The following is an 18,315-nucleotide window of genomic DNA, read 5'->3' on the forward strand; positions in this document are numbered from 1 at the left end:
GTATAGAGAGAAAAGGAGATGATAAGGCGGATGGAAAATCACTGGTTTATGCTGACAGCCTTTTCGCTGGCCGTCTTCAGGCTGTCGAGATTAATTGTATTCGATAAAATTACCGCCTTCCTGAGAAGCCCCTTTCATCAGGAGATCGCCGTGAAAAACGAAGCAGGGGAAGAGGAGATCTACATAGAGATAAAGGGGAAGGGGCTCCAGGCCTTTATCGGGGAATTGATCAGCTGCTACTGGTGCACGGGAGTATGGTGTTCTATTATTCTTTATGTATTTTATCAGGCATGGCCTCAAGGAGCTGAACCCGTAATTTTCATCCTCGCTCTTGCAGGGCTTGGAGGAATCATTGAGGCGTGTGTTTCAAAATTATTAGATTAGGACATTCGTACAGAGCGTTTGCATGCTAATCTCATAAACTGTAAAAGCTAATACAGGAAGGTGGGGAGACCGATGAATTCACCTAAATTGAATCCTGTCTCAAATCAAGCACAATCCAATCAAGGCACCACTACATTTAAAAAAGCACCGATAAAGAAAAAGGGGTGCGGCTGCGGTAAAAAAACCAGCGCGCAAAGCTGGAACAGATAAAGGGTACAGCCTGGAAAATCAGCTGATTTTCCAGGTTTTTTTATTTTAGGCTGGATGTGTCAGCCGGTAAATATGCTTCAATCAAATTTGGCTGTTTAAATAACAGGTTATTAAAAATGTGCCCAAGCTCTTTTTTTGAGGTTTGTGGCTTTTTTGAAAAAACCAGTTAGCCTGCCCACTGCATAATCTGCTCATAAAGGAGTGATTGCATTGACCCGCTTAGACGAAGAGTTTGAAAAGTTTATAGGGAAATTTTTCGGCAAGCACGATGGCATCACACGGAAAAATGACGGCTGGATGCAGAAAAGCGAAAAAGCTCTTTTGGATTTGGATAAAAACGGAACAGCGTTCGAGAACAAAATGGATTTTATGGCGGACAAAGTGGAAAGCTGGATTTTACAAAACCATCCTGCCCATAAAAGCAAAAAATAGGATAATTTCCGCTCATGCCCTATGTGTTTGTCCATACCCATCTGTATTCCATGACATATGTTGTTAAGGAAAGATGGAAAGGGAGGTGCTTAGCACATGGGTTACGGATACGGTTGTGGCGGTTACGGCGGCGGTTACGGCGGCGGCTACTATGGTTCAACTTTCGTATTGATCGTTGTATTGTTCATCCTTTTGATTATCGTAGGTGCATCTTTCTACAACTAATGCTTTTCCCTCCTTCAATGTTTGTAGAAATATGAGAGTGCGGGCTGAAATGCCCGCACTTTTCTATTTTTAAGAGCGATAATCAGTGCCGCACACATTCTAGGCGGCTTCATAAGATATAGCATCAAGTTAGGAGGTTTTCAAAACATGGATAATGGTTTTTTTAAAAGCCTTGAAAAGAAAACAGGCGTAAATATGAAAGAAGTCATTGAACTGGCAAACTCCCTTCAAAACGCTAATTTTAAAGATGAGAAGACCGTCCGCGGGGTCATTAAGCGAGTTTCTCAAATTGCCAATAAACAAGTTCCAAAAGAAATGGAAGATAAGATTGTTAATTCCATTGTGAGCGGCAAAGAAAAACTGGATTTCAACACAATCTCTAAAATGATGAATAAGGGAAAATAAAGAACGGTGCCAATTCGAAAAAAGGATTGGCACCGTTCTTTTCAGCTATAGAGAAATCATGGTAATCTAAGTGAATATGGAAACAGAGGAGAAGCAAAGTGAAAAAATATTGGGTACTGCTGATCCCGCTGATTTATGGCATACCAGGAGCTTTAATTGATTTTCGAAATAAAATGGCTGCGCCTGATTTCGGAAACAGCCACTATGTGATCGGCGAGCTTTTGAATATATGCCTGATTATCGGGACTTTATCGCTTTTTATAAGAAAAACGACTGTAAAATCAAACGTGGACTGGCTTCTGCTCGCAGTTTTTGCTTTTTATTATGTTCAGCTGTTCGGCAATACGGTCAGCTTTCCGTTTGCCTCTGTTCTTGACCATCCGTTCAGAGGGGAAAGCCTGTTTGCGGAAGGAGTGCCAGTAGCCATCAATGCGGTTCCGGCAGTACTGACAATTAAAACAATACTCGAGCCTGGGGCTGTCACTCTGCTGGTCGGAAATGCCTTAATGCTCACTCCTATGGCTTTTTGCATGCTGTATTTCGGCTGGATGAAAAGCGCTGGGAAAACAGCAGCGGCGATGATTCTCGCCAGCATTTCAATCGAGCTCATCCAGCTGGCAGAAATGACCGTATCCTCTTTCTTTTACATAAGAGATATGAGAACAGCTGACATCGATGATGTGATCCTGAACTCGTTCAGCGGATTTCTTGGCGTATGGCTGTTTACCAAATTTCAAAAAACAGTTTAGCCGGGAAGGACCGGTGACAGCAGTCTGGAAGGAGCGGCGCGCCTGCCCCGCCTGTATAGCGGAACAGACAGCAGCAGCTCTTCCTTTGCTCTTGTCATTGCGACGTATAGAAGGCGCCGTTCTTCCTCAAGGACGGAGAAATCTCCGTTTCTTGCCGCTTCAAGTGAATAGTCATGAGGAATGCTGCCGTCAACCGTTTCAAGTACGTACACATGCTTGAATTCAAGCCCCTTTGCCCTGTGAATGGTCATGAGCCTGACGCCGTCCCCCTCCATTTTGCCGTCTTTTTTAACAGATGCAGCAAGGGCGCTCATATGGTCCGCATGCTCTAAAAGTTCTTTGGCTGTGGTGAATTTTTTGGCAATCACCTTTAAATCCTTTAAATCATCAGAACCCTTTTCCATGGCATTGCCTTCATTGCCGCGCTTTTTCAGAAAGTCGCCAAACCCCATTTTCTTCTCCACAGCTTCAATGGCTTCAACAGGAGGCTGGTCTTTCAGGGTTTTAAACAGCGGGACAATTTCCTGCAGCTTTTTTTTCTGAAAGGCGAGGACCCCGTTTGCTTTTAAAAGCGCATCAAGAACAGAACAGTCCTCCATAATTGAAATGCCTTTTACCTCTGTCAGGACGCTTTGTTTTAAGAAGAGGGAAAAAAGAAGGTCGCCGAGTGCCTGTACATCATCCGGGTTTACTGAAAGCCTTAAATAGGCAAGAAGGCTTTTTACCATTCGGCGGTCGTAAAAAGAGACGCTCTCTTTTTCCACTGTAAACGGCAGACTTGATTGGGAAAGTCTTTCAAAGATTGCCCTGCCCATCGTATGCGTCCGGTATAATACAGCGAAATCTGAAGGCTTTTCTCCGTTTGCTACCTTTTCTTTCATATCGTTTACAATCAGTGTTGCTTCCTCTTCTTCATCATAAGGAAAGAAAAACAGCGGTTTTTTCCCATTATCAAAAAAGGGATCCATCTTTTTCGCATAGCGGGTTTTATTCTGATCAATCACCTTGTTGGCTGATGCTACAATGGCGTGGCTTGACCGATAATTCGTTGAAAGATGAATGGCAGAAGAACCTGGAAAATCTTTTTCAAACTGCAGAAGGTAAGCGGGATCGCTGCCTCTGAAAGCATAGATCGACTGATCATCATCACCGACAGCAAAAACACTGGCATCCTCTCCAGCCATTTTTCTCATGATTTCATACTGAACCTTATTAATGTCCTGAAATTCATCAATAAGAAAATGCTGAAACCGGTGCTGATACTGCTCCAGTACATCTGGATTCTCTCTTAGCAAGGCAAGGCATTGCACAAGCATATCGTCAAAATCAAAGCGGCTGTTTTCCTGCTTGCTTTCTTCGTAGCGCCTGTAAAGAAAAAGGGCATCTTCCTCCCACTTATCCTGAGGCTTAATCTGGCCTGGCTCAAGCAGTGAATTTTTCCAAAAAGAAATTTGCTGCAATGCCTGATCATAGGGGAAATCCTTTTCATCAAGGCCTCTTTCCCTGCCGGCCTGCTTGATGAGCTGCTCTCTCTGCCAGTCCCATTTCAGTAAATTCCGGCCGTCCCATCTCTCTCTGTCATGGTGCATCAGCATTTTGTAAAAAATACCATGAAAGGTCCCAATAACAATCTGGTTTAATTCTTTCATCGTGAGGCCATATAATGCAGCCATCCGTTCCTTCATTTCCTTGGCAGCTTTTACGGTAAAAGTGACAAGCATAATCGCGGAAGGGGGAACGTTTTTTTCCCTGAGCAAGTATGCAGCCCTTGCCGTCAGTGTTCTCGTTTTTCCGCTGCCGGCGCCTGCCAGCACCAGAACGGATTGTTCCTCTGCTTTTACCGCCTGATATTGAGCCCTGTTCATGGTGATGCCCTTCATCACTTCCAAAGAAGGCTCATTTGCTTGCTGAAAGCTATCCAGCACCTTTGCCTGGCGAGGCCCTTTCCACTTAGGGGAGGGGGTTTGTGAGCCGTCTGAAATGGAGCGGCTTTGCGGAAGCTTAAATCCCCCGGCTGCAGCTTCCCGGGTATTGTCCTTTTGCTTTAAAAGGGATTGGCTTTTTGCTTCACAATTTTCATCTGTAACGGAACCTGTATGTATAAACATTGGCGGCTTTGTAATGCTCATCAAGAGCTTCAGCAGACGGCCGCACACGGGGCAAATCAGCTTTCCCTTTTGACCGAGCTCATATATGCGCTGATACTCTTCTCTGGGCAGAACATGTAAATTAATCAGGTGTTCCTGATGCTTGGCTAAAAACATTGGAGTCAACTCCCATAAATTTCCGAATTAAAGCGTATCTATTTATCAAACCCATTTTCAAGGCAGATCGTTAAAAAGAGACAAGTATAATCTTAGCAAAATGCAGCTGAAAGGAAAAGAAGGTTTTGGCAGTATGGCTGCCGGGTAAATTTTAAAAAAGGGAGTGTGATCATGATGAGCCTAGTTGCGCCTATTCAAATGGATCAATACATACAATACGCCAACCGCACGGCGAATGAAAAGCACGACTACGCCTCTATTTCTAAAATATCCAAAGTACAGCTGAACAGCGAACAGCTGGAAAGAGAACGCAAAGAAGATTCAAGTAAATTCTCAAACATTCTGGCAAGCATGAAAAGAAAGCAGGAAAAAAACCTTCCGCCTGACATAACAGGGAAAGGCTTTATCATTCACGAAACAGTGTAAGTAAATAAGTCTGAAGATTCACATAATACTTTAAAAGCAGGAATAAAGGAGCAGAAGAGATTGGCAGAGATCAAAGACTTTTTAAAATTGGACATCCGCATTGGTACAGTCATTAAAGCGGAATCTTTTCCTGAAGCAAGAATTCCTGCCATAAAAATGACGATCGATTTTGGAGAAAACATCGGGAGAAAACAATCAAGCGCGCAAATAACGAACAGATACACACCTGAAAAAATGCTTGGAAAACAAGTGGCAGCCGTTGTAAATTTTCCTCCGAGAAGAATCGCCGGATATGTATCAGAAGTGCTGGTGCTCGGCGGTGTGCCGGAAAAAGGGGACGTTATTCTTCTTGCTCCTGATGAAAAAGTGCCTGACGGGACGCCAATTTCCTAAAAACGCTCCTCTTGAGCGTTTTTACTTTTCCATTTTTTGAACAAACAGCCCTGAACCCTTTCGCCAATCCGCAAAAAACACATCCCGGTAAGAACCAATATCGAGCCCCGCCAGTTCAGCCGCAAGCCACTCCTCAGACAGCCCAGCCTCTTTTAAATTATCCCTTTGCAGCTCACCGTCCAATATAAGTGTAAAAGGAAGTATCGGATCAGACGCCTGAAAAGAAAAATCACTCCGAACAGGATAATCATACTTTGCTTTTTTCATTATGCTGATGCTGCCGTCTGTTTCAAGAATCGCATATTGAATTTCCCTTAATGAAAACACACCTTTCGCCCGGGCCATATGCTGCACTTGATTAATATCGATTTTCTCCTTTTTCATCTCGCTCTTAATCAAATGGCCTTCCCTAATAATGACCGTCGGCCTGCCTTCCAAAATCTTTCTCGATTTATTAAATTTCTGTGTAATCCATTCCACCAAAAAAATGAGAAGACCCCAGACAACAATAGCAAACAAAATCTCAGTCAGCCCAATATCTTTATCAAAAACAGCGTTCCCTACAAGCTCCCCGAGCACAAGCGCTGAAATAAAATCAAATGTCGTTATTTGCGTAATCTGCGTTTTTCCTAGGAATCTTGAGATCAGAAACAAGCAAATAAAGCCAAGAACCAGTTCAACTGCAATTCTAAAAAAATCCATTGTTATCACCTGCTCTTAGCGTTTGCTTTACTGGGTGATTTAATCCGGATAATTTTAGAGGAGGGAAGGAAAAAATTTTCGCGAAGGTTGGGTAGGGTGAAATTTGTTGGGGGTGGTGAAAAGTCTCTGGCCCCTTGAGCAGGGGGGAGCCTGGCCCCAGTTGCGGTGACGTAATGGGGGACAGAGGCAGGAACCTTGCATTCTTACTTATGTAACGGTTTCAGAATAGAGGGTCAGGCCTTTTATACAGTGCAGAGGTGGGGGACAGGGACCTGCATGCCGTCCCCTGTCCCGCTGTGCTTTACCGTAACAGGGGACAGGGGCAGTATGCTGTAAACCTTTTTTTAACTAGTTTCTTTATGTTAGGTGACAGGTCTTTAGTCTGGCAGCGCAGTGGGGGACAGGCGCCTCTTTATAAGGGGGACAGAGACCTCAATTAATAAAGTCTGTCCCGATAACTCTCATTTAAATTTCTCCTCACATCTTCGACAGAAGTATTAGGCAATCCGGCATGATCCCGCAAGATAGCAGCCCCATCAATAAAATTTTCTATCCTGGTTTCCCAAAGTCCTGATCTCTTTATAGCTTTAGCGCAATGGAGATAGCATTCTTCAGCTTGAACTGCGATGGCTGCCAAGGGCAGTTTACCGTTTATAGAGAGTTTTTCTAATAATTCATGGTCCATTATCACTTTCGCATTGCCATTCACTCTCAATGTTTCCCCTGTTCCTGGAATAAAGAAAAGGAGACCTGCCCTTGGATTGGAGAGGATGTTGCGAATGGTATCAAGCCTTTTGTTCCCAGGCCTTTCAGGTATAATGAGCCACTTATCGTCCAAGACGCAGACAAAGCCTGGAGCGTCTCCGCGCGGGGAGGCATCACAGCGGCCATCTTTATCAGAAGTAGAGATGATCAGAAATGGAGAGTGTGATATAAAATTTCTGCAGTGAAAGTCCAGGTGATGGATCACTTTATTTTTGACTAATTCGCTTTGTTCCCCGAACAACTCAGTCAATTCTTGTGCAGAAGTTATTTCCTTGTAAAACGGATTTTTCATTATAAACACCAGCCTTTTGTTGAGGGATCTATTCACATATATGCATGATCAAACAAAAAAAGGCAGCCTAAAGCTGCCTTTTTCCTATTCCCGATCCTTCACCATCGTCACATGCGGGATCCCAGCATCCATAAATTCCTCTGAAACCACTTTGTACCCGAGCCGTTCATAAAAAGGAACAGCCTGAACCTGGGCGTTCAGTTTAAATTTCTTGAGATGAGGATCTGATACTCTTTCCAGTTCGTCCATGATGATCCGGCCAGAGCCTTTGCCGCGGTAGTCCTCAAGTATGCAGATGCGTTCGAGTTTTGCATAGCCGTCTGCTTCCCTTACACGACCTGTACCGATAGGCGTGTCGAGGTCGTAAACGACGACGTGAGTGGCTGTTTCATCGTATTGGTCCAACTCTTCTTCCGCTGGCACTTTCTGTTCTTCAACGAACACTTTGAAGCGGACAGAGAAAGCATCCTGAAGTTCTTTTTCTGTTTCTACTGGGGCTACTCTCATTCGGCAGCACCTGTGCCAAGGAGGTAGGTTTCATACACAGTCCATGACCCGTTGTCGAGCTGGTACAGCAGGTGAAAGCGGTCGATGGTTTCTTCATGGTGAACTTCTGACATTCTCAGGCTGCTTAACACATCAGAATGTTCTTGTTCTGACAGGTTTTGTCCGACTGTGATGTGCGGCACGAAAGAGTATTCTTCATCACCTGGCAGCGTTCCCTCCTGGAGAAGGCTGTGCAGCTTATTCAGCTGTTCTGATGGTTCTACTTTTAAATAAATGACCCTGTTAACGGGTTCGAATGAGCTGAATTTCTTGATAACAACGCTTAATGGATCTATTTGGCTGCCGATCTTGCGGAGCTCTTTGGAAATTTTGCTGATGTCTTCATCATGTGCTTCAAATGGCGCCTTCAGTGTTAGGTGCGGCGGAATGAGAGCGTAATGAGGGTCATAGCGCTTCCGGTAAGAGTTCGCCAGGTCCTGCAGTTTTTTTGATGGGAATAGAGCAATTCCGTATTTCATGCGTGTTCCCTCCTGTGAGTTAGGTAGTGAAAGGATGTTTGGCACCTGACACTTAAAGCATCGCCTGTAATGTTTTTTTCAGCAGCGGCTGCCAATATGTCCAGGTGTGGTCACCTTCAAATTCTTCAAAAGTATACGAAAATCCTCTTTTTTCGAGTAATTTTTGCAATTCTTTGTTTGGTTCTGTGAAGTCTTCTTTGCCGCCTTTTGTTGTCGGCACGTTCTTTTCCTGGGTGCCGATTTGATGATAAATCGATAAGTTCGGCTCGCCCTTAAAGTCAGTAACAGCCTTTAAGACATGTTTGTCCACTAAAGGGGACTGCATGATGACTTTTCCAAAAATATTCGGGTATTCAAGGCCTGCCATGAGGCCCATTGTAGCCGCAAGGGAATCGCCGATCAAGGCTCTGCCCTGTCCGACCTGGTATGTAGGGTACTCCTTGTCGAGAAACGGTACCAGCTCATGTGCCAAAAAGCGTTTGTACTGGGAAAACTGTGATCCTTCCGGGTGGTATTTTTCCCAACGTTCTTCGCGGTTTTTATAGGGGATCCCCACAATAATCACATTGTCGATCTCGCTCAGTTCCATCAGTTCCTCTGCCTGCCTTGAAATCCTTCCCAGCCTGAAATAATCCTGCCCGTCCTGCGCAATAAGAAGGGTATATTTATAAAGGGGGGAGAAGGTTTTTGGCAAATAGGTCATGATGGTCATTTCTTCGTTTAAAGCGTTTGAAAATAACGCGGTTTCCTGTACAATTCCGGACTTTTCCATTCCCAAAGCCTCCAAGCTGCAAAAATAGTATGAAACGCTTACACCAGTTTATCATGAAAGCTGAAAAAATGCTTTTCACATATGCTGGGTTCTGCCTCAAGTAAGGCTGGGAAAAGATAGTTTTGCCCCAGCCCCTTGAAAATTTTCCTCAAGTAGTGTAGAGTAATAAAAAATTCATACTTTTCGAAATGTTATATCTTATCAAGAGAGGCAGAGGGACTGGCCCTGTGAAGCCTCAGCAACCGGTTAACCGGCAGCGGATACAAATCTGCGCCCGTTTCCAAGGTGCTAAATCCAGCAAGCTTAAATGCTTGGGAGATAAGAGGAAGACGCATCGCTATGCCAGCCTTCTTCTTAATTGAAGAAGGCTTTTTATATTTATTGATCAATAACAGCGGAAGAGGGAATGAAGAGATGGCAAAGCATATCGAAACAACACTTGCACAAATCGGCAACAGAAGCGAACAGACAACTGGATCTGTTAATACGCCGCTTTATTTAACAACAGCTTACCGTCATACAGGAATTGGAGAATCCACAGGGTTTGATTATATTCGAACCGGAAATCCGACACGAGGGGTTTTGGAACAGGCAATCGCCGAGCTGGAAAACGGTGACAGAGGATTTGCTTTCAGTTCCGGGATGGCGGCGATTCAGACGATTATGGCTCTTTTTCAAAGCGGAGACGAGTTGATTGTTTCCTCTGACCTTTACGGCGGCACTTACCGGCTTTTTGAGCAGGAATGGCGGAAGTACGGACTGAGCTTTCAATATGATGATTTCAGCGATCTCAGCCGTACAGAAAGCAGACTGACAGAGCAGACAAAAGCCATTTTCCTTGAAACACCGACAAATCCTCTGATGAAGGAAGTCAGTATAGAAGCAGTCGCAGCTCTTGCTAAAAAACACAATCTGCTGCTTATTGTGGATAACACCTTTTATACGCCTGTCCTTCAGAAGCCGATTGATTCTGGGGCAGATATTGTGGTCCACAGCGCGACTAAATATCTCGGCGGCCATAATGACCTTTTGGCAGGGCTTGTTGTCACGAAGGGCGAGGAGCTGTCAGAAGAAATTTTCAGCCATCAGAATGCGATCGGTGCAGTGCTTGCGCCATTTGATTCATGGCTTTTGATCAGGGGGCTGAAAACTCTTTCCTTGCGGATGGAACAGCATAATCGCAATGCGCGGGAAGTGGCGGCATTTCTTGAAGAGCAGCCGGAAGTGGCAGATGTCCTTTACCCTGGAAAGGGAGGTATGCTTTCCTTCAGAGTTCAAAAAGAGAGCTGGATCAATCCGCTTTTGAAAAATTTAAAAACCATTACCTTTGCTGAAAGTCTCGGCGGTGTGGAAAGCTTGATTACCTATCCTGCAACACAGACACACATGGATATTCCGGAAGAAATTCGAACGGCAAACGGCGTCTGTAACAGGCTGCTTCGTTTTTCCGTCGGCATTGAGCATGCAGAAGATCTGAAGGAAGATTTGCGGCAGGCATTTCAAAAAGTGAAGGAGGGGGAAAAAATTGAGCAATACTGATTGGTCTATCCAAACGAAGCTATTGCACAATCAGCATAAATTCGACAGTGAAACAGGGGCGGTGAGCGTGCCGATTCAGCATGCTTCAACCTTTCACCAATTGGATTTTGACTCTTTTGGAAAATATGATTACTCAAGATCAGGCAACCCGACAAGGGAAGCCCTGGAAGATGCGATTGCAGAGCTTGAAGGGGGAGCAAGAGGGCTTGCCTTTTCCTCAGGAATGAGTGCCATTTCCACCTCGTTCCTGCTGCTGTCAAAAGGTGATCATGTGCTTGTATCAGAGGATGTGTACGGGGGGACCTTCCGGATTGTTTCAGAGGTGCTCAGCCGCTTCGGAATTGAATATACGTTTACAGATATGACTGATTTGCATGAGACAGCTTCCAAAATCAGGCCTAATACAAAGATTATTTATATTGAAACCCCTTCTAATCCACTTTTGAAAATTACAGATATAAGAGGAATCGTTAAGCTTGCCAAAGCAAATGGCTGTTTAACTTTTCTCGATAACACGTTTTTAACGCCGGCGCTGCAAAGGCCCTTGGAGCTTGGAGTAGATTTGGTGCTGCACAGCGCCACTAAATTTCTGGCAGGGCACAGTGATGTTGTGGCAGGTCTTGCTGTTGCAAAGGATAAGGAGCTTGGGGATAAGCTTTATAAGCTGCAGAATGCCTTTGGGGCTATTCTTGGCGTACAGGATTGCTGGCTTGTCCTGAGGGGGCTGAAAACCCTTCATGTCAGATTGGAGCAGTCAACGGCAACAGCAAGGAAAGTAGCAGAATATCTTTCAAAGCATCCAGCAGTGCTTGACGTTTATTATCCTGGCCTGACTCATCATCCAGGCTGCAGCGTTCAGCGCTATCAGGCTGACGGGCCAGGTGCAGTGCTTTCCTTCCGGCTCGAAAATGAAGATGCGGTCAGAACGCTTGTTCAAAACGTCAAGCTGCCGGTGTTTGCCGTAAGCCTTGGTGCTGTTGAAACGATTCTTTCCTATCCAGCAAAAATGTCGCATGCTTCAATGCCGAAAGTGGAAAGGGAAGCGAGAGGCATTACAGACGGTCTGCTCAGATTGAGCGCAGGGCTTGAAAAAGCAGAGGATTTAATCAAGGATTTAGACGAGGCGCTGGAAAAGGTGCCGGCAAGAAAAGCATATTATCTGGCGAAAAGCAGATAAAAAAAAGGGTGTCCGCGGACACCCTTTTTCTTAGAATATTAGATAGCTGATGTTAGAAGTTGGTTTGTCCAGCTCAAGTAGCTGTCGAGGCTGGTCAAGGCTCTTACGCTTTTCTTGTCAGCAGCCTTCAGGTCCGCAGCTTGCTCCTTCTCCAAGTCCTGCGGATTCTTCCTCGATCGCGTCTTCAATCGCTTCTTTTGAATGCAGGCCTTCAAGCTTTTGGCTGCCTACGATAAAAGTCGGGACTGCCTGTACGCCAGCCTCTTCATAGGCAATGCGGATGGCTTCTTTATGTTCTGGCTTATACGTGCCTTCTGCAAGTGCTTCATTAAAGGCTTTTTCATTCAAACCGATTTCTCTTGCGATTTCTGTCAGTTCAACGGCATCTCCAATGTTGATGCCTTTTTGCCAATAGGCTTTAAAAACAGCATCAACATAGGCCTCTGCTTTGCCATTCTCTTTAGCAAACTGATACCCTTGATGAGCGAGGTGCGTATGAGGCACAGGGTCCAGGTGGAACGGCATGTCCATTTCTACGCCAAAGCGATCGGCAAGAGGCTTAACAGACCGCTCGAATGATTGTTTAATATAGGAGCTGTTCGGTGACATAGGCTCCTCTGGATAGGGTCTGAGCTCAAAAGGCATAAACTCAATTTCCACATCTTTTCCTTCAGCAGCCTGCTTTAAAGGTGTTTCTCCAATAAAGCAAAACGGGCAAACAAAATCTGAAAAAACTTGAATTTTAACGGTCACAGTGTATAGTCCTCCTAACCTTTATGTGATGATTGTATCAAAGATCAGAGGTGCATACGATGTAATTAACTTTTTATTGACTAATTTTAGACGTGCTCTTATAATAGAGAAAGTCACCGCAGAGAGCGGTACTTATCCCAGATTTGATTCCTTAGCTCAGCTGGGAGAGCGCTACCTTGACAGGGTAGAGGTCGCTGGTTCGAGCCCAGTAGGAATCATCAAAAAGGCCTGCATTTCCGTATGGAAGTGCAGGCCTTTTTTTCTTTGTCTATATTAAAGAAGAATGCTGATTTTTGAGCACCTGTTGATCTTCGTCTCAGGCGAAACTCCCGCACTGCCCGCGGAAAGGGGACGCCTCGTGCTGAAATCAGCAGCTAAATTTATCAGAGCCTGCTAAACAAGGGCTTCCCGCTAAAAATTCTTTTAACTGCCAGCGATTGACTATATAATAGGTTAGAGGTTCATTAAGAGAAATAGAAGCTTTGTTCAGGCTTTTTCTTCAGTGGGGGAACTATGAATATACTTAATAGTAAGCTATACGAATATATGATCCAGCATTCAACAGAGATTACAGATGCCTGGCTTGATCAGCGGCAGATCCAAAAGGGATCGATCTATTCGGCGGATGCTGAATCAGAAAAGGTCAGCCTGCTGCGAAAACAAAATCGTCAGACCAACTATACAGTTTCCTTTGCTTTATTGGGAGATGAAGCAAGTTTTCAGGAAGAAGTGCTGAAGTGGGCGGAAGATGTTGCTGAAAGCCGTGTTGGGAGCGGCACCCCGATCCATGAAGTGCTGAATGCGGTCAGCAGTGTCCGCGAAATTTACTGGAGTTTTGTGACGCAATTTATCAATCATTATAAAGAGGAGCTCTCCTTTCAGGATGTCGTTCAGTGGGGAAATATCATTCATTCGGCATTCGATGCTTTAAGCATTCAATTTTCAAAGATGTATCATGAGATTATGAAAAAAAGACTTTCTTCCCAGCAGGAGGTTATTGAAGAACTCGGCTCGCCTGTTATTGTGTTTAGTGAAGGAAAAGCAGTGCTGCCGCTGGTGGGCGATATCGATACCAGCAGAGCAAAGAATATTCTGGATCACGTTCCCACAAAATGCTCTGAAAAAAATATTGACCATTTGTATATTGATTTATCTGGCGTCTCTATTATTGATACAATGGTTGCCCTCCAGATTCAGCAGATGATTCAAGTTTTGAGTCTTCTCGGCACTGATTCAACTTTAACGGGAATACGCCCGGAAATTGCTCAGACAGCCATCCAGCTCGGGATTAATTTAGACAGCATTAAAACATTCGGAACTCTTCAGCAGGCGTTTACTTCGAGCGGCATTAAAATCAAATAATTGAGTTTTTCATATAAGCCTGCAGCTCTTGGATCTTACAAGGCTGCAGGCTTTTTACGGGCAGTTTTTATAATAGAATTGAATTTTTCTCCCTTCTGACAGACCATGAAAAAGGAGCTTTGCGTTCTTTGTCGAATATATAAAAAATAGATAAAAAGAGGGGAAACAAAGCGAATAATGGCTCCCATATAAAGAAAGAAGAATACATAAAAGAAGTAATATTGTGAAATGAGGAGAAGGCGAATGTCAATTCTTGAATCACACCGGAAAATGCTTGTGGATTTTCTTGATGAAAAAAAGCCGGAATTATTGGATGAGTGGCATGCAGGGGTTTTTATTAATGAAATTGATCCGCACAGAAAAAAAGTGCGTTCTAACGCCTTTCAAATGTTTGCCATTTTGACAAACAGCATCAGGGAGCACGCATCTGAAGATGAGCTGAAAGCTCTTGCTATAAAAGTTGCGGCTGAACGGGTGGAGGCAAATGCTAATATTGGAGACTTTGTTTATAACCTCAACTTGGGAAGAAGCATTATCGTAAGGTGCATTCTTCAGTCTGAAATACCAATGAAAGATTTGCATGCTATTGTTAATCATATTAATTGTCAATTTGACCAGTTTTCCTACCATGCTGTTTCGCATTATACGAATTTAAAGAATGAAGAACTTCAGAATAAAACGATTTATATTAATGAAAATCATAAAGATAAGCTGGCTATTCTTGGCCAGATGTCTTCAAGCTTCGTTCATGAATTTCGCAATCCGCTCACATCCATTATGGGTTTCAACAAGCTGATGAAAAAAGAATACCCTGACATGAAATACCTGGACATTATTGAGCATGAGCTGAACCAGCTGAACTTCCGCATCACACAGTTTCTTCATACTTCCAAGGCGGAAATTAACAATGACCAGATGGAGCGGATCCTTGTAAAAAACCTTCTTGATGATATCCAGCAGCTTTCCTACCCAAGCATTGCCGATTCAGAGGTAAATGTGACAGGGGATTTGCAAACAGGGATGATCTTGCATACCCAAAAAGAAGAATTAAAGCAGGTGCTTCTAAACCTGTTTATCAACTCCATCGAGGCCCTGAAACAGAGGGAGAGACCTAGAAACCTTCTTGTCAGCGCTTTTGATGAAGGAGAGTATTCCGTTATTTCGATTTCCAATAACGGTCCTCAAATTCCCCCGGAGAATATAAAAACCATCTTCGAACCGTTTTATACGACAAAGGAGCTGGGCACTGGGATTGGACTATATGTCTGCAAGAAATTGATTGAAAAGCAGGGAGGCTATATTTCCTGTGACTCAAATGAAAAATTAACAACCTTCAAAGTGGTTTTGCCAAAGGTCAAAGCCTGAACTGGGCGCCTGCATTGCGGGCTTTTTTTGTTGTTTTTTAAAAAGTTGGCGACAAAAAAAGAGAAGGCTTGAGCCTTCTCTTTAAGATTTATATTCTTTTGGCGCCGATATACATCGGGTGCCAATAGCTGTTGTTTGTTTTTGCAATGGAAACGCCTTTAGAAGTAGCTGCCTGAATCATCTGGCCGTTTCCTATGTACATTGCCACATGTGTTGGTCTTGATGCCTTGTTTGGAGCAAAGAACATGAGGTCGCCTAGTGATAAAGTATTCACGCGTGTTCCTTTTGAGTACATTTCTGCTGCCGTTCTCGGTAAGGCTTTTCCAGCTTTTGAGTAAGAGTATTTAACCAGGCCTGAGCAGTCAAATCCGCGCGGTGACATTCCGCCCCAGGAATATTTTACTCCTAAGTAAGACTTTGCTACTGTAATGGCCTTGGATTGGTAGCTTGCTGCGTGGCTTACAGTAGGTGAAACAGTGATTATCATCGTAAGAAGAAACAGTGTCGTTATCATTTTCTTAAGCATAATGTTATTCCCCTTGCTGTTATTTTCTAAACCTAATTTACTAGATTAAGGTTAAAGGCACATAACAGCAGTATTACAATTATGTTACAATATGTCCTTTTTTGTCCTTTTTAAGGAAATATCGAGGTTTTATACCATATTTTACCTAAAAATTTGTTGTATGAACCATTTCTGATGAAATTATTCTAGTTGATAGGGGAAAAAGTTCCGTGAAATAAGGCTGAGCTTCCGCTTCCTTTGCTTTGATTGCAGAAAAAAAGCATTCCGTTGAGGAATGCTACAAGCTTTTTCCGTTTGTTTCCTCTTTCCACCATAGCGCTTCTTCGGGCTCTTTTAAAACTTCTTTTATTTCTGTTTGCATATCAACTGCAGGCATGGATCCTCTTAGGGACTTGCCTGCTGTTTCTTTTACAAAAAACGCCATAACGATGATGCCGATCACTGAAGAGCCGATTAAGTAAAAAGCGGGAATATAATTGTTATGTGTCAGACTGATCAGCCATGCAACCAAGAGAGGGGCTGTGCCTCCAAACAGGGAAGTTGAAACATTATAAGTAACAGAAAGTGCACCGTATCTTACACGAGTAAAAAATAAAGATGGCAGCATGGCCGGCATCGTTCCCTGAAAGGATGTCAGGAAGATGGCCAGAATCATGATTCCTAAAAAGACGAACAGGCTGTTTCCGCTGCCGATCATCATAAAAGCGGGAATGGACAACAGAACATATCCAATCAGGCCTCCAATAATGACTTTCTTTCTCCCGATTTTATCTCCGAGATAGCCCATGAAAAGAACAATAGGAATCATAACGGCCATAACGATTAGCGTTAGCAGAAGGCCTTTTGTTTCACCGTAATTCAGCACAGCGCTCAAATGCGACGGCATATAGGATAGAACCGTATAGTTGCTGATATTATAAAAGAATACTACGATGATGCCGATCAGCATTGGTTTCCAATAATCCTTGAAGGTTTCTGTCATGCTTGACTGATGCAGAGCATCATTTTCTGATTCTTCCATTGCTTCAAATGCAGGAGTTTCTGCTAAATGGCTCCGCAAATAAAAACCGACGATGCCGATAGGCCCTGCAATAAAGAAAGGAATTCTCCAGCCCCATTGTGTCATCGCTTCTTCTCCGAGAATAAACGTAAGCAGTGTGACAAGTCCTGCTCCTGCAACATAGCCGATCAATGTACCAACCTCAAGCCAGGAGGAAAAGATGCCCCGTTTATTGTCAGGAGTTGATTCAGCAATAAAAGTCATGGCGCCGGAATATTCACCGCCTGTTGAAAAACCCTGTACTAGCCTTGCAAGCAGGAGCAGCACTGCTGCAGTTACACCGACAGTTTCATAGCTTGGGATTAATCCAATGCAAAATGTTGCGGCTGCCATCATGATTAATGTGATGGCCAATATTTTTTTCCTTCCCATCTTATCTCCAAGCCGGCCAAAAAAGATGCCTCCGATTGGACGGACAAGGAAAGCCACGGCAAATGTAGCGAACGTGTAAACGAGCTGAACAGATCCGCTCATTTCAGGGAAAAATACTTTTCCTAGTGTAGCGGCAAGATATGAGTAGATACCAAAATCAAACCATTCCATCGCATTGCCGATACTGGATGCTTTAATGGCTTTTTTTGCTGCGTCCTTGTCAACGACTGTTATGTCATCTTTTTCTAGCGCCTGGGGGTCTGCGGAAAAACCGTTAGTTGTGCTCATTTCCTTCCCTCCCATAAAGTTTGTGTTATGTAAATTTCTATCTATTTGTCACTACCCTTCTTTTTCTAATTAAAACGGGTTTGGGCTGTTGTTTATCCTCGCTAAATGAAAGGGAATATACTTTACTAAATGTTGGGAAGGGGAGTCGGCTTTGTCCTTTAACTATGACCTGGATTTCAGCAGCATTGACTTTAGAAAAGAACCGGAAAAGTACAGAGTTGGGAGAGGCGAGCAGGGAGTCCTCATGATAGAGCCTTATAAAAGTGAAATTCTTCCGCATTGGCGCTTCAAAACGCCTTCTATTGCAAGGGAGTCCGCTGACAGGATTTACAGCATGTTTGAAGAATATAAAGAAAAAAATGATTTTGTCGGCATGGATATGGCCAGGAAATTCATTCAGATGGGATATACCCGGTCAAGGCGCTATGCCAATTACAAAGGGGGGCGGAAATACAAGAAGGACGGAGAGCAGAACGAGCGCCAAATAGACAGCACGAAGGCAGAATCGGCGAAAATATTTGAAGAAAAGTGGAAGAAAATCAGAAGTGATCAAGTTTATTTGGACAAGAAAAAAGAACACCAGAAAAAATATGGCTAAGGAGGGCTAATATGGCGCGCTTTGCAGTAAATTATTATCTTGGCGGAGATCTGCTTGTCACGAGAAATCTGGAAACAGAGGAAGGCAAAAGCACGATAATTGAGAAAGCCATGAGAGAAGAAGAGGTTTCCTTTGAAGATGAAAAAGGGGTTCTTCATTATTTTTCAATGAAAGATGTTAAACTGATCACTGTCCATGAATCAAAAAAACCGATGGGCATCGGCTTGTGAT

The 18,315-nt window shown here is 43.7% G+C and carries 23 protein-coding genes, 1 tRNA gene and 1 riboswitch; of the genes, 15 read left to right on the forward strand and 9 right to left on the reverse strand.

Annotation, left to right across the window (positions count from 1 at the left end):
- Positions 1–30: 30 nt before the first annotated feature.
- The 6 genes from LRR81_RS12150 (at position 31) to LRR81_RS12175 (ending at position 2,405) form a co-directional block, all read left to right on the forward strand.
- Positions 31–384 carry a DUF1360 domain-containing protein gene (locus LRR81_RS12150; RefSeq protein WP_231789641.1) on the forward strand — a complete coding sequence of 118 codons (354 nt, stop codon included), beginning with the start codon at positions 31–33 and terminating at the stop codon, positions 382–384.
- Positions 385–456: 72 nt separating this feature from the next.
- Positions 457–594: a hypothetical protein gene (locus tag LRR81_RS12155; RefSeq protein WP_231789642.1), complete on the forward strand. Its 138-nt coding sequence runs from the start codon at positions 457–459 to the stop codon at positions 592–594.
- A gap of 210 nt (positions 595–804) precedes the next feature.
- Positions 805–1,026, forward strand: a complete 222-nt coding sequence (locus LRR81_RS12160) for a hypothetical protein (protein ID WP_231789643.1) — start codon at positions 805–807, stop codon at positions 1,024–1,026.
- A 96-nt stretch (positions 1,027–1,122) separates the two neighbouring features.
- A complete protein-coding gene (locus tag LRR81_RS12165) occupies positions 1,123–1,251 on the forward strand; it encodes a YjcZ family sporulation protein (RefSeq protein ID WP_191562279.1) in 129 nt (42 codons plus the stop codon).
- Positions 1,252–1,398: 147 nt separating this feature from the next.
- Positions 1,399–1,656 carry a stage VI sporulation protein F gene (locus tag LRR81_RS12170; protein ID WP_231789644.1) on the forward strand — a complete coding sequence of 86 codons (258 nt, stop codon included), beginning with the start codon at positions 1,399–1,401 and terminating at the stop codon, positions 1,654–1,656.
- A gap of 98 nt (positions 1,657–1,754) precedes the next feature.
- Positions 1,755–2,405, forward strand: a complete 651-nt coding sequence (locus tag LRR81_RS12175; RefSeq protein ID WP_231789645.1) for a VanZ family protein — start codon at positions 1,755–1,757, stop codon at positions 2,403–2,405.
- Here LRR81_RS12175 and LRR81_RS12180 read toward each other — a convergent pair.
- The gene (locus LRR81_RS12180) at positions 2,402–4,669 is read right to left on the reverse strand and encodes an ATP-dependent helicase (protein ID WP_231789646.1); all 2,268 of its coding nucleotides are present in this window, start codon (positions 4,667–4,669) and stop codon (positions 2,402–2,404) included. The genes LRR81_RS12175 and LRR81_RS12180 overlap by 4 nt on opposite strands.
- A gap of 171 nt (positions 4,670–4,840) precedes the next feature.
- On the opposite strand from LRR81_RS12180, the gene LRR81_RS12185 reads away from it, so the two are divergent.
- A complete protein-coding gene (locus tag LRR81_RS12185) occupies positions 4,841–5,095 on the forward strand; it encodes a hypothetical protein (RefSeq protein WP_231789647.1) in 255 nt (84 codons plus the stop codon).
- A 60-nt stretch (positions 5,096–5,155) separates the two neighbouring features.
- On the forward strand, positions 5,156–5,488 hold the full coding sequence (gene csaA / locus LRR81_RS12190; protein ID WP_231789648.1) for a chaperone CsaA: 333 nt from the start codon (positions 5,156–5,158) through the stop codon (positions 5,486–5,488).
- A 21-nt stretch (positions 5,489–5,509) separates the two neighbouring features.
- Here csaA and LRR81_RS12195 read toward each other — a convergent pair whose 3' ends face one another.
- From LRR81_RS12195 to LRR81_RS12215, 5 genes are all read right to left on the reverse strand, one after another.
- Positions 5,510–6,190, reverse strand: a complete 681-nt coding sequence (locus LRR81_RS12195; protein ID WP_231789649.1) for a DUF421 domain-containing protein — start codon at positions 6,188–6,190, stop codon at positions 5,510–5,512.
- 436 nt (positions 6,191–6,626) lie between these two features.
- Positions 6,627–7,247, reverse strand: coding sequence for a pyridoxamine 5'-phosphate oxidase family protein (locus tag LRR81_RS12200; RefSeq protein ID WP_231789650.1), 621 nt, complete (start codon positions 7,245–7,247; stop codon positions 6,627–6,629).
- Between the two features lie 84 nt (positions 7,248–7,331).
- Positions 7,332–7,754 (reverse strand): GNAT family N-acetyltransferase, encoded by a 423-nt coding sequence (locus LRR81_RS12205; RefSeq protein WP_231789651.1) that lies wholly within the window; start codon positions 7,752–7,754, stop codon positions 7,332–7,334.
- Complete coding sequence (locus LRR81_RS12210) at positions 7,751–8,272, reverse strand: YjcG family protein (RefSeq protein ID WP_231789652.1); 522 nt, start codon at positions 8,270–8,272, stop codon at positions 7,751–7,753. Before LRR81_RS12210 ends, LRR81_RS12205 begins: the two co-directional genes overlap by 4 nt.
- Before the next feature lie 52 nt (positions 8,273–8,324).
- Positions 8,325–9,044, reverse strand: coding sequence for an esterase family protein (locus LRR81_RS12215; protein ID WP_231789653.1), 720 nt, complete (start codon positions 9,042–9,044; stop codon positions 8,325–8,327).
- A 195-nt stretch (positions 9,045–9,239) separates the two neighbouring features.
- A riboswitch (SAM riboswitch) is annotated at positions 9,240–9,369 on the forward strand.
- 89 nt (positions 9,370–9,458) lie between these two features.
- Between LRR81_RS12215 and LRR81_RS12220 the strand changes: the two genes are divergently transcribed.
- The gene (locus tag LRR81_RS12220) at positions 9,459–10,583 is read left to right on the forward strand and encodes a methionine biosynthesis PLP-dependent protein (protein WP_231789738.1); all 1,125 of its coding nucleotides are present in this window, start codon (positions 9,459–9,461) and stop codon (positions 10,581–10,583) included.
- The gene (metC, locus tag LRR81_RS12225; RefSeq protein WP_231789654.1) at positions 10,570–11,760 is read left to right on the forward strand and encodes a cystathionine beta-lyase; all 1,191 of its coding nucleotides are present in this window, start codon (positions 10,570–10,572) and stop codon (positions 11,758–11,760) included. The genes LRR81_RS12220 and metC overlap by 14 nt, the downstream gene beginning before the upstream one ends.
- 117 nt (positions 11,761–11,877) lie before the next feature.
- On the opposite strand, the gene LRR81_RS12230 is transcribed toward metC, so the two are convergent.
- On the reverse strand, positions 11,878–12,513 hold the full coding sequence (locus LRR81_RS12230) for a DsbA family oxidoreductase (protein ID WP_231789655.1): 636 nt from the start codon (positions 12,511–12,513) through the stop codon (positions 11,878–11,880).
- Positions 12,514–12,658: 145 nt separating this feature from the next.
- Here LRR81_RS12230 and LRR81_RS12235 point away from each other — a divergent pair.
- From LRR81_RS12235 to LRR81_RS12245, 3 genes are all read left to right on the forward strand, one after another.
- A tRNA-Val gene (locus tag LRR81_RS12235) sits at positions 12,659–12,731 on the forward strand.
- A gap of 295 nt (positions 12,732–13,026) precedes the next feature.
- On the forward strand, positions 13,027–13,875 hold the full coding sequence (locus LRR81_RS12240; RefSeq protein WP_231789656.1) for an STAS domain-containing protein: 849 nt from the start codon (positions 13,027–13,029) through the stop codon (positions 13,873–13,875).
- Between the two features lie 243 nt (positions 13,876–14,118).
- Positions 14,119–15,240 carry a histidine kinase N-terminal domain-containing protein gene (locus tag LRR81_RS12245; RefSeq protein WP_231789657.1) on the forward strand — a complete coding sequence of 374 codons (1,122 nt, stop codon included), beginning with the start codon at positions 14,119–14,121 and terminating at the stop codon, positions 15,238–15,240.
- 88 nt (positions 15,241–15,328) lie between these two features.
- Here LRR81_RS12245 and LRR81_RS12250 read toward each other — a convergent pair whose 3' ends face one another.
- Together LRR81_RS12250 and LRR81_RS12255 are read right to left on the reverse strand one after the other, a co-directional pair.
- Positions 15,329–15,766 carry a C40 family peptidase gene (locus LRR81_RS12250; RefSeq protein ID WP_231789658.1) on the reverse strand — a complete coding sequence of 146 codons (438 nt, stop codon included), beginning with the start codon at positions 15,764–15,766 and terminating at the stop codon, positions 15,329–15,331.
- 277 nt (positions 15,767–16,043) lie between these two features.
- Complete coding sequence (locus LRR81_RS12255) at positions 16,044–17,486, reverse strand: MFS transporter (protein WP_231789659.1); 1,443 nt, start codon at positions 17,484–17,486, stop codon at positions 16,044–16,046.
- 151 nt (positions 17,487–17,637) lie between these two features.
- Between LRR81_RS12255 and LRR81_RS12260 the strand changes: the two genes are divergently transcribed.
- Positions 17,638–18,084: a DUF4385 domain-containing protein gene (locus LRR81_RS12260; RefSeq protein ID WP_231789660.1), complete on the forward strand. Its 447-nt coding sequence runs from the start codon at positions 17,638–17,640 to the stop codon at positions 18,082–18,084.
- Between the two features lie 11 nt (positions 18,085–18,095).
- Positions 18,096–18,314: a hypothetical protein gene (locus LRR81_RS12265; RefSeq protein ID WP_231789661.1), complete on the forward strand. Its 219-nt coding sequence runs from the start codon at positions 18,096–18,098 to the stop codon at positions 18,312–18,314.
- The last annotated feature ends 1 nt before the right edge of the window (position 18,315 follow it).

This window comes from Metabacillus kandeliae, assembly GCF_021166585.1.
Taxonomy (GTDB): Bacteria; Bacillota; Bacilli; order Bacillales; family Bacillaceae; genus Metabacillus_B; species Metabacillus_B kandeliae.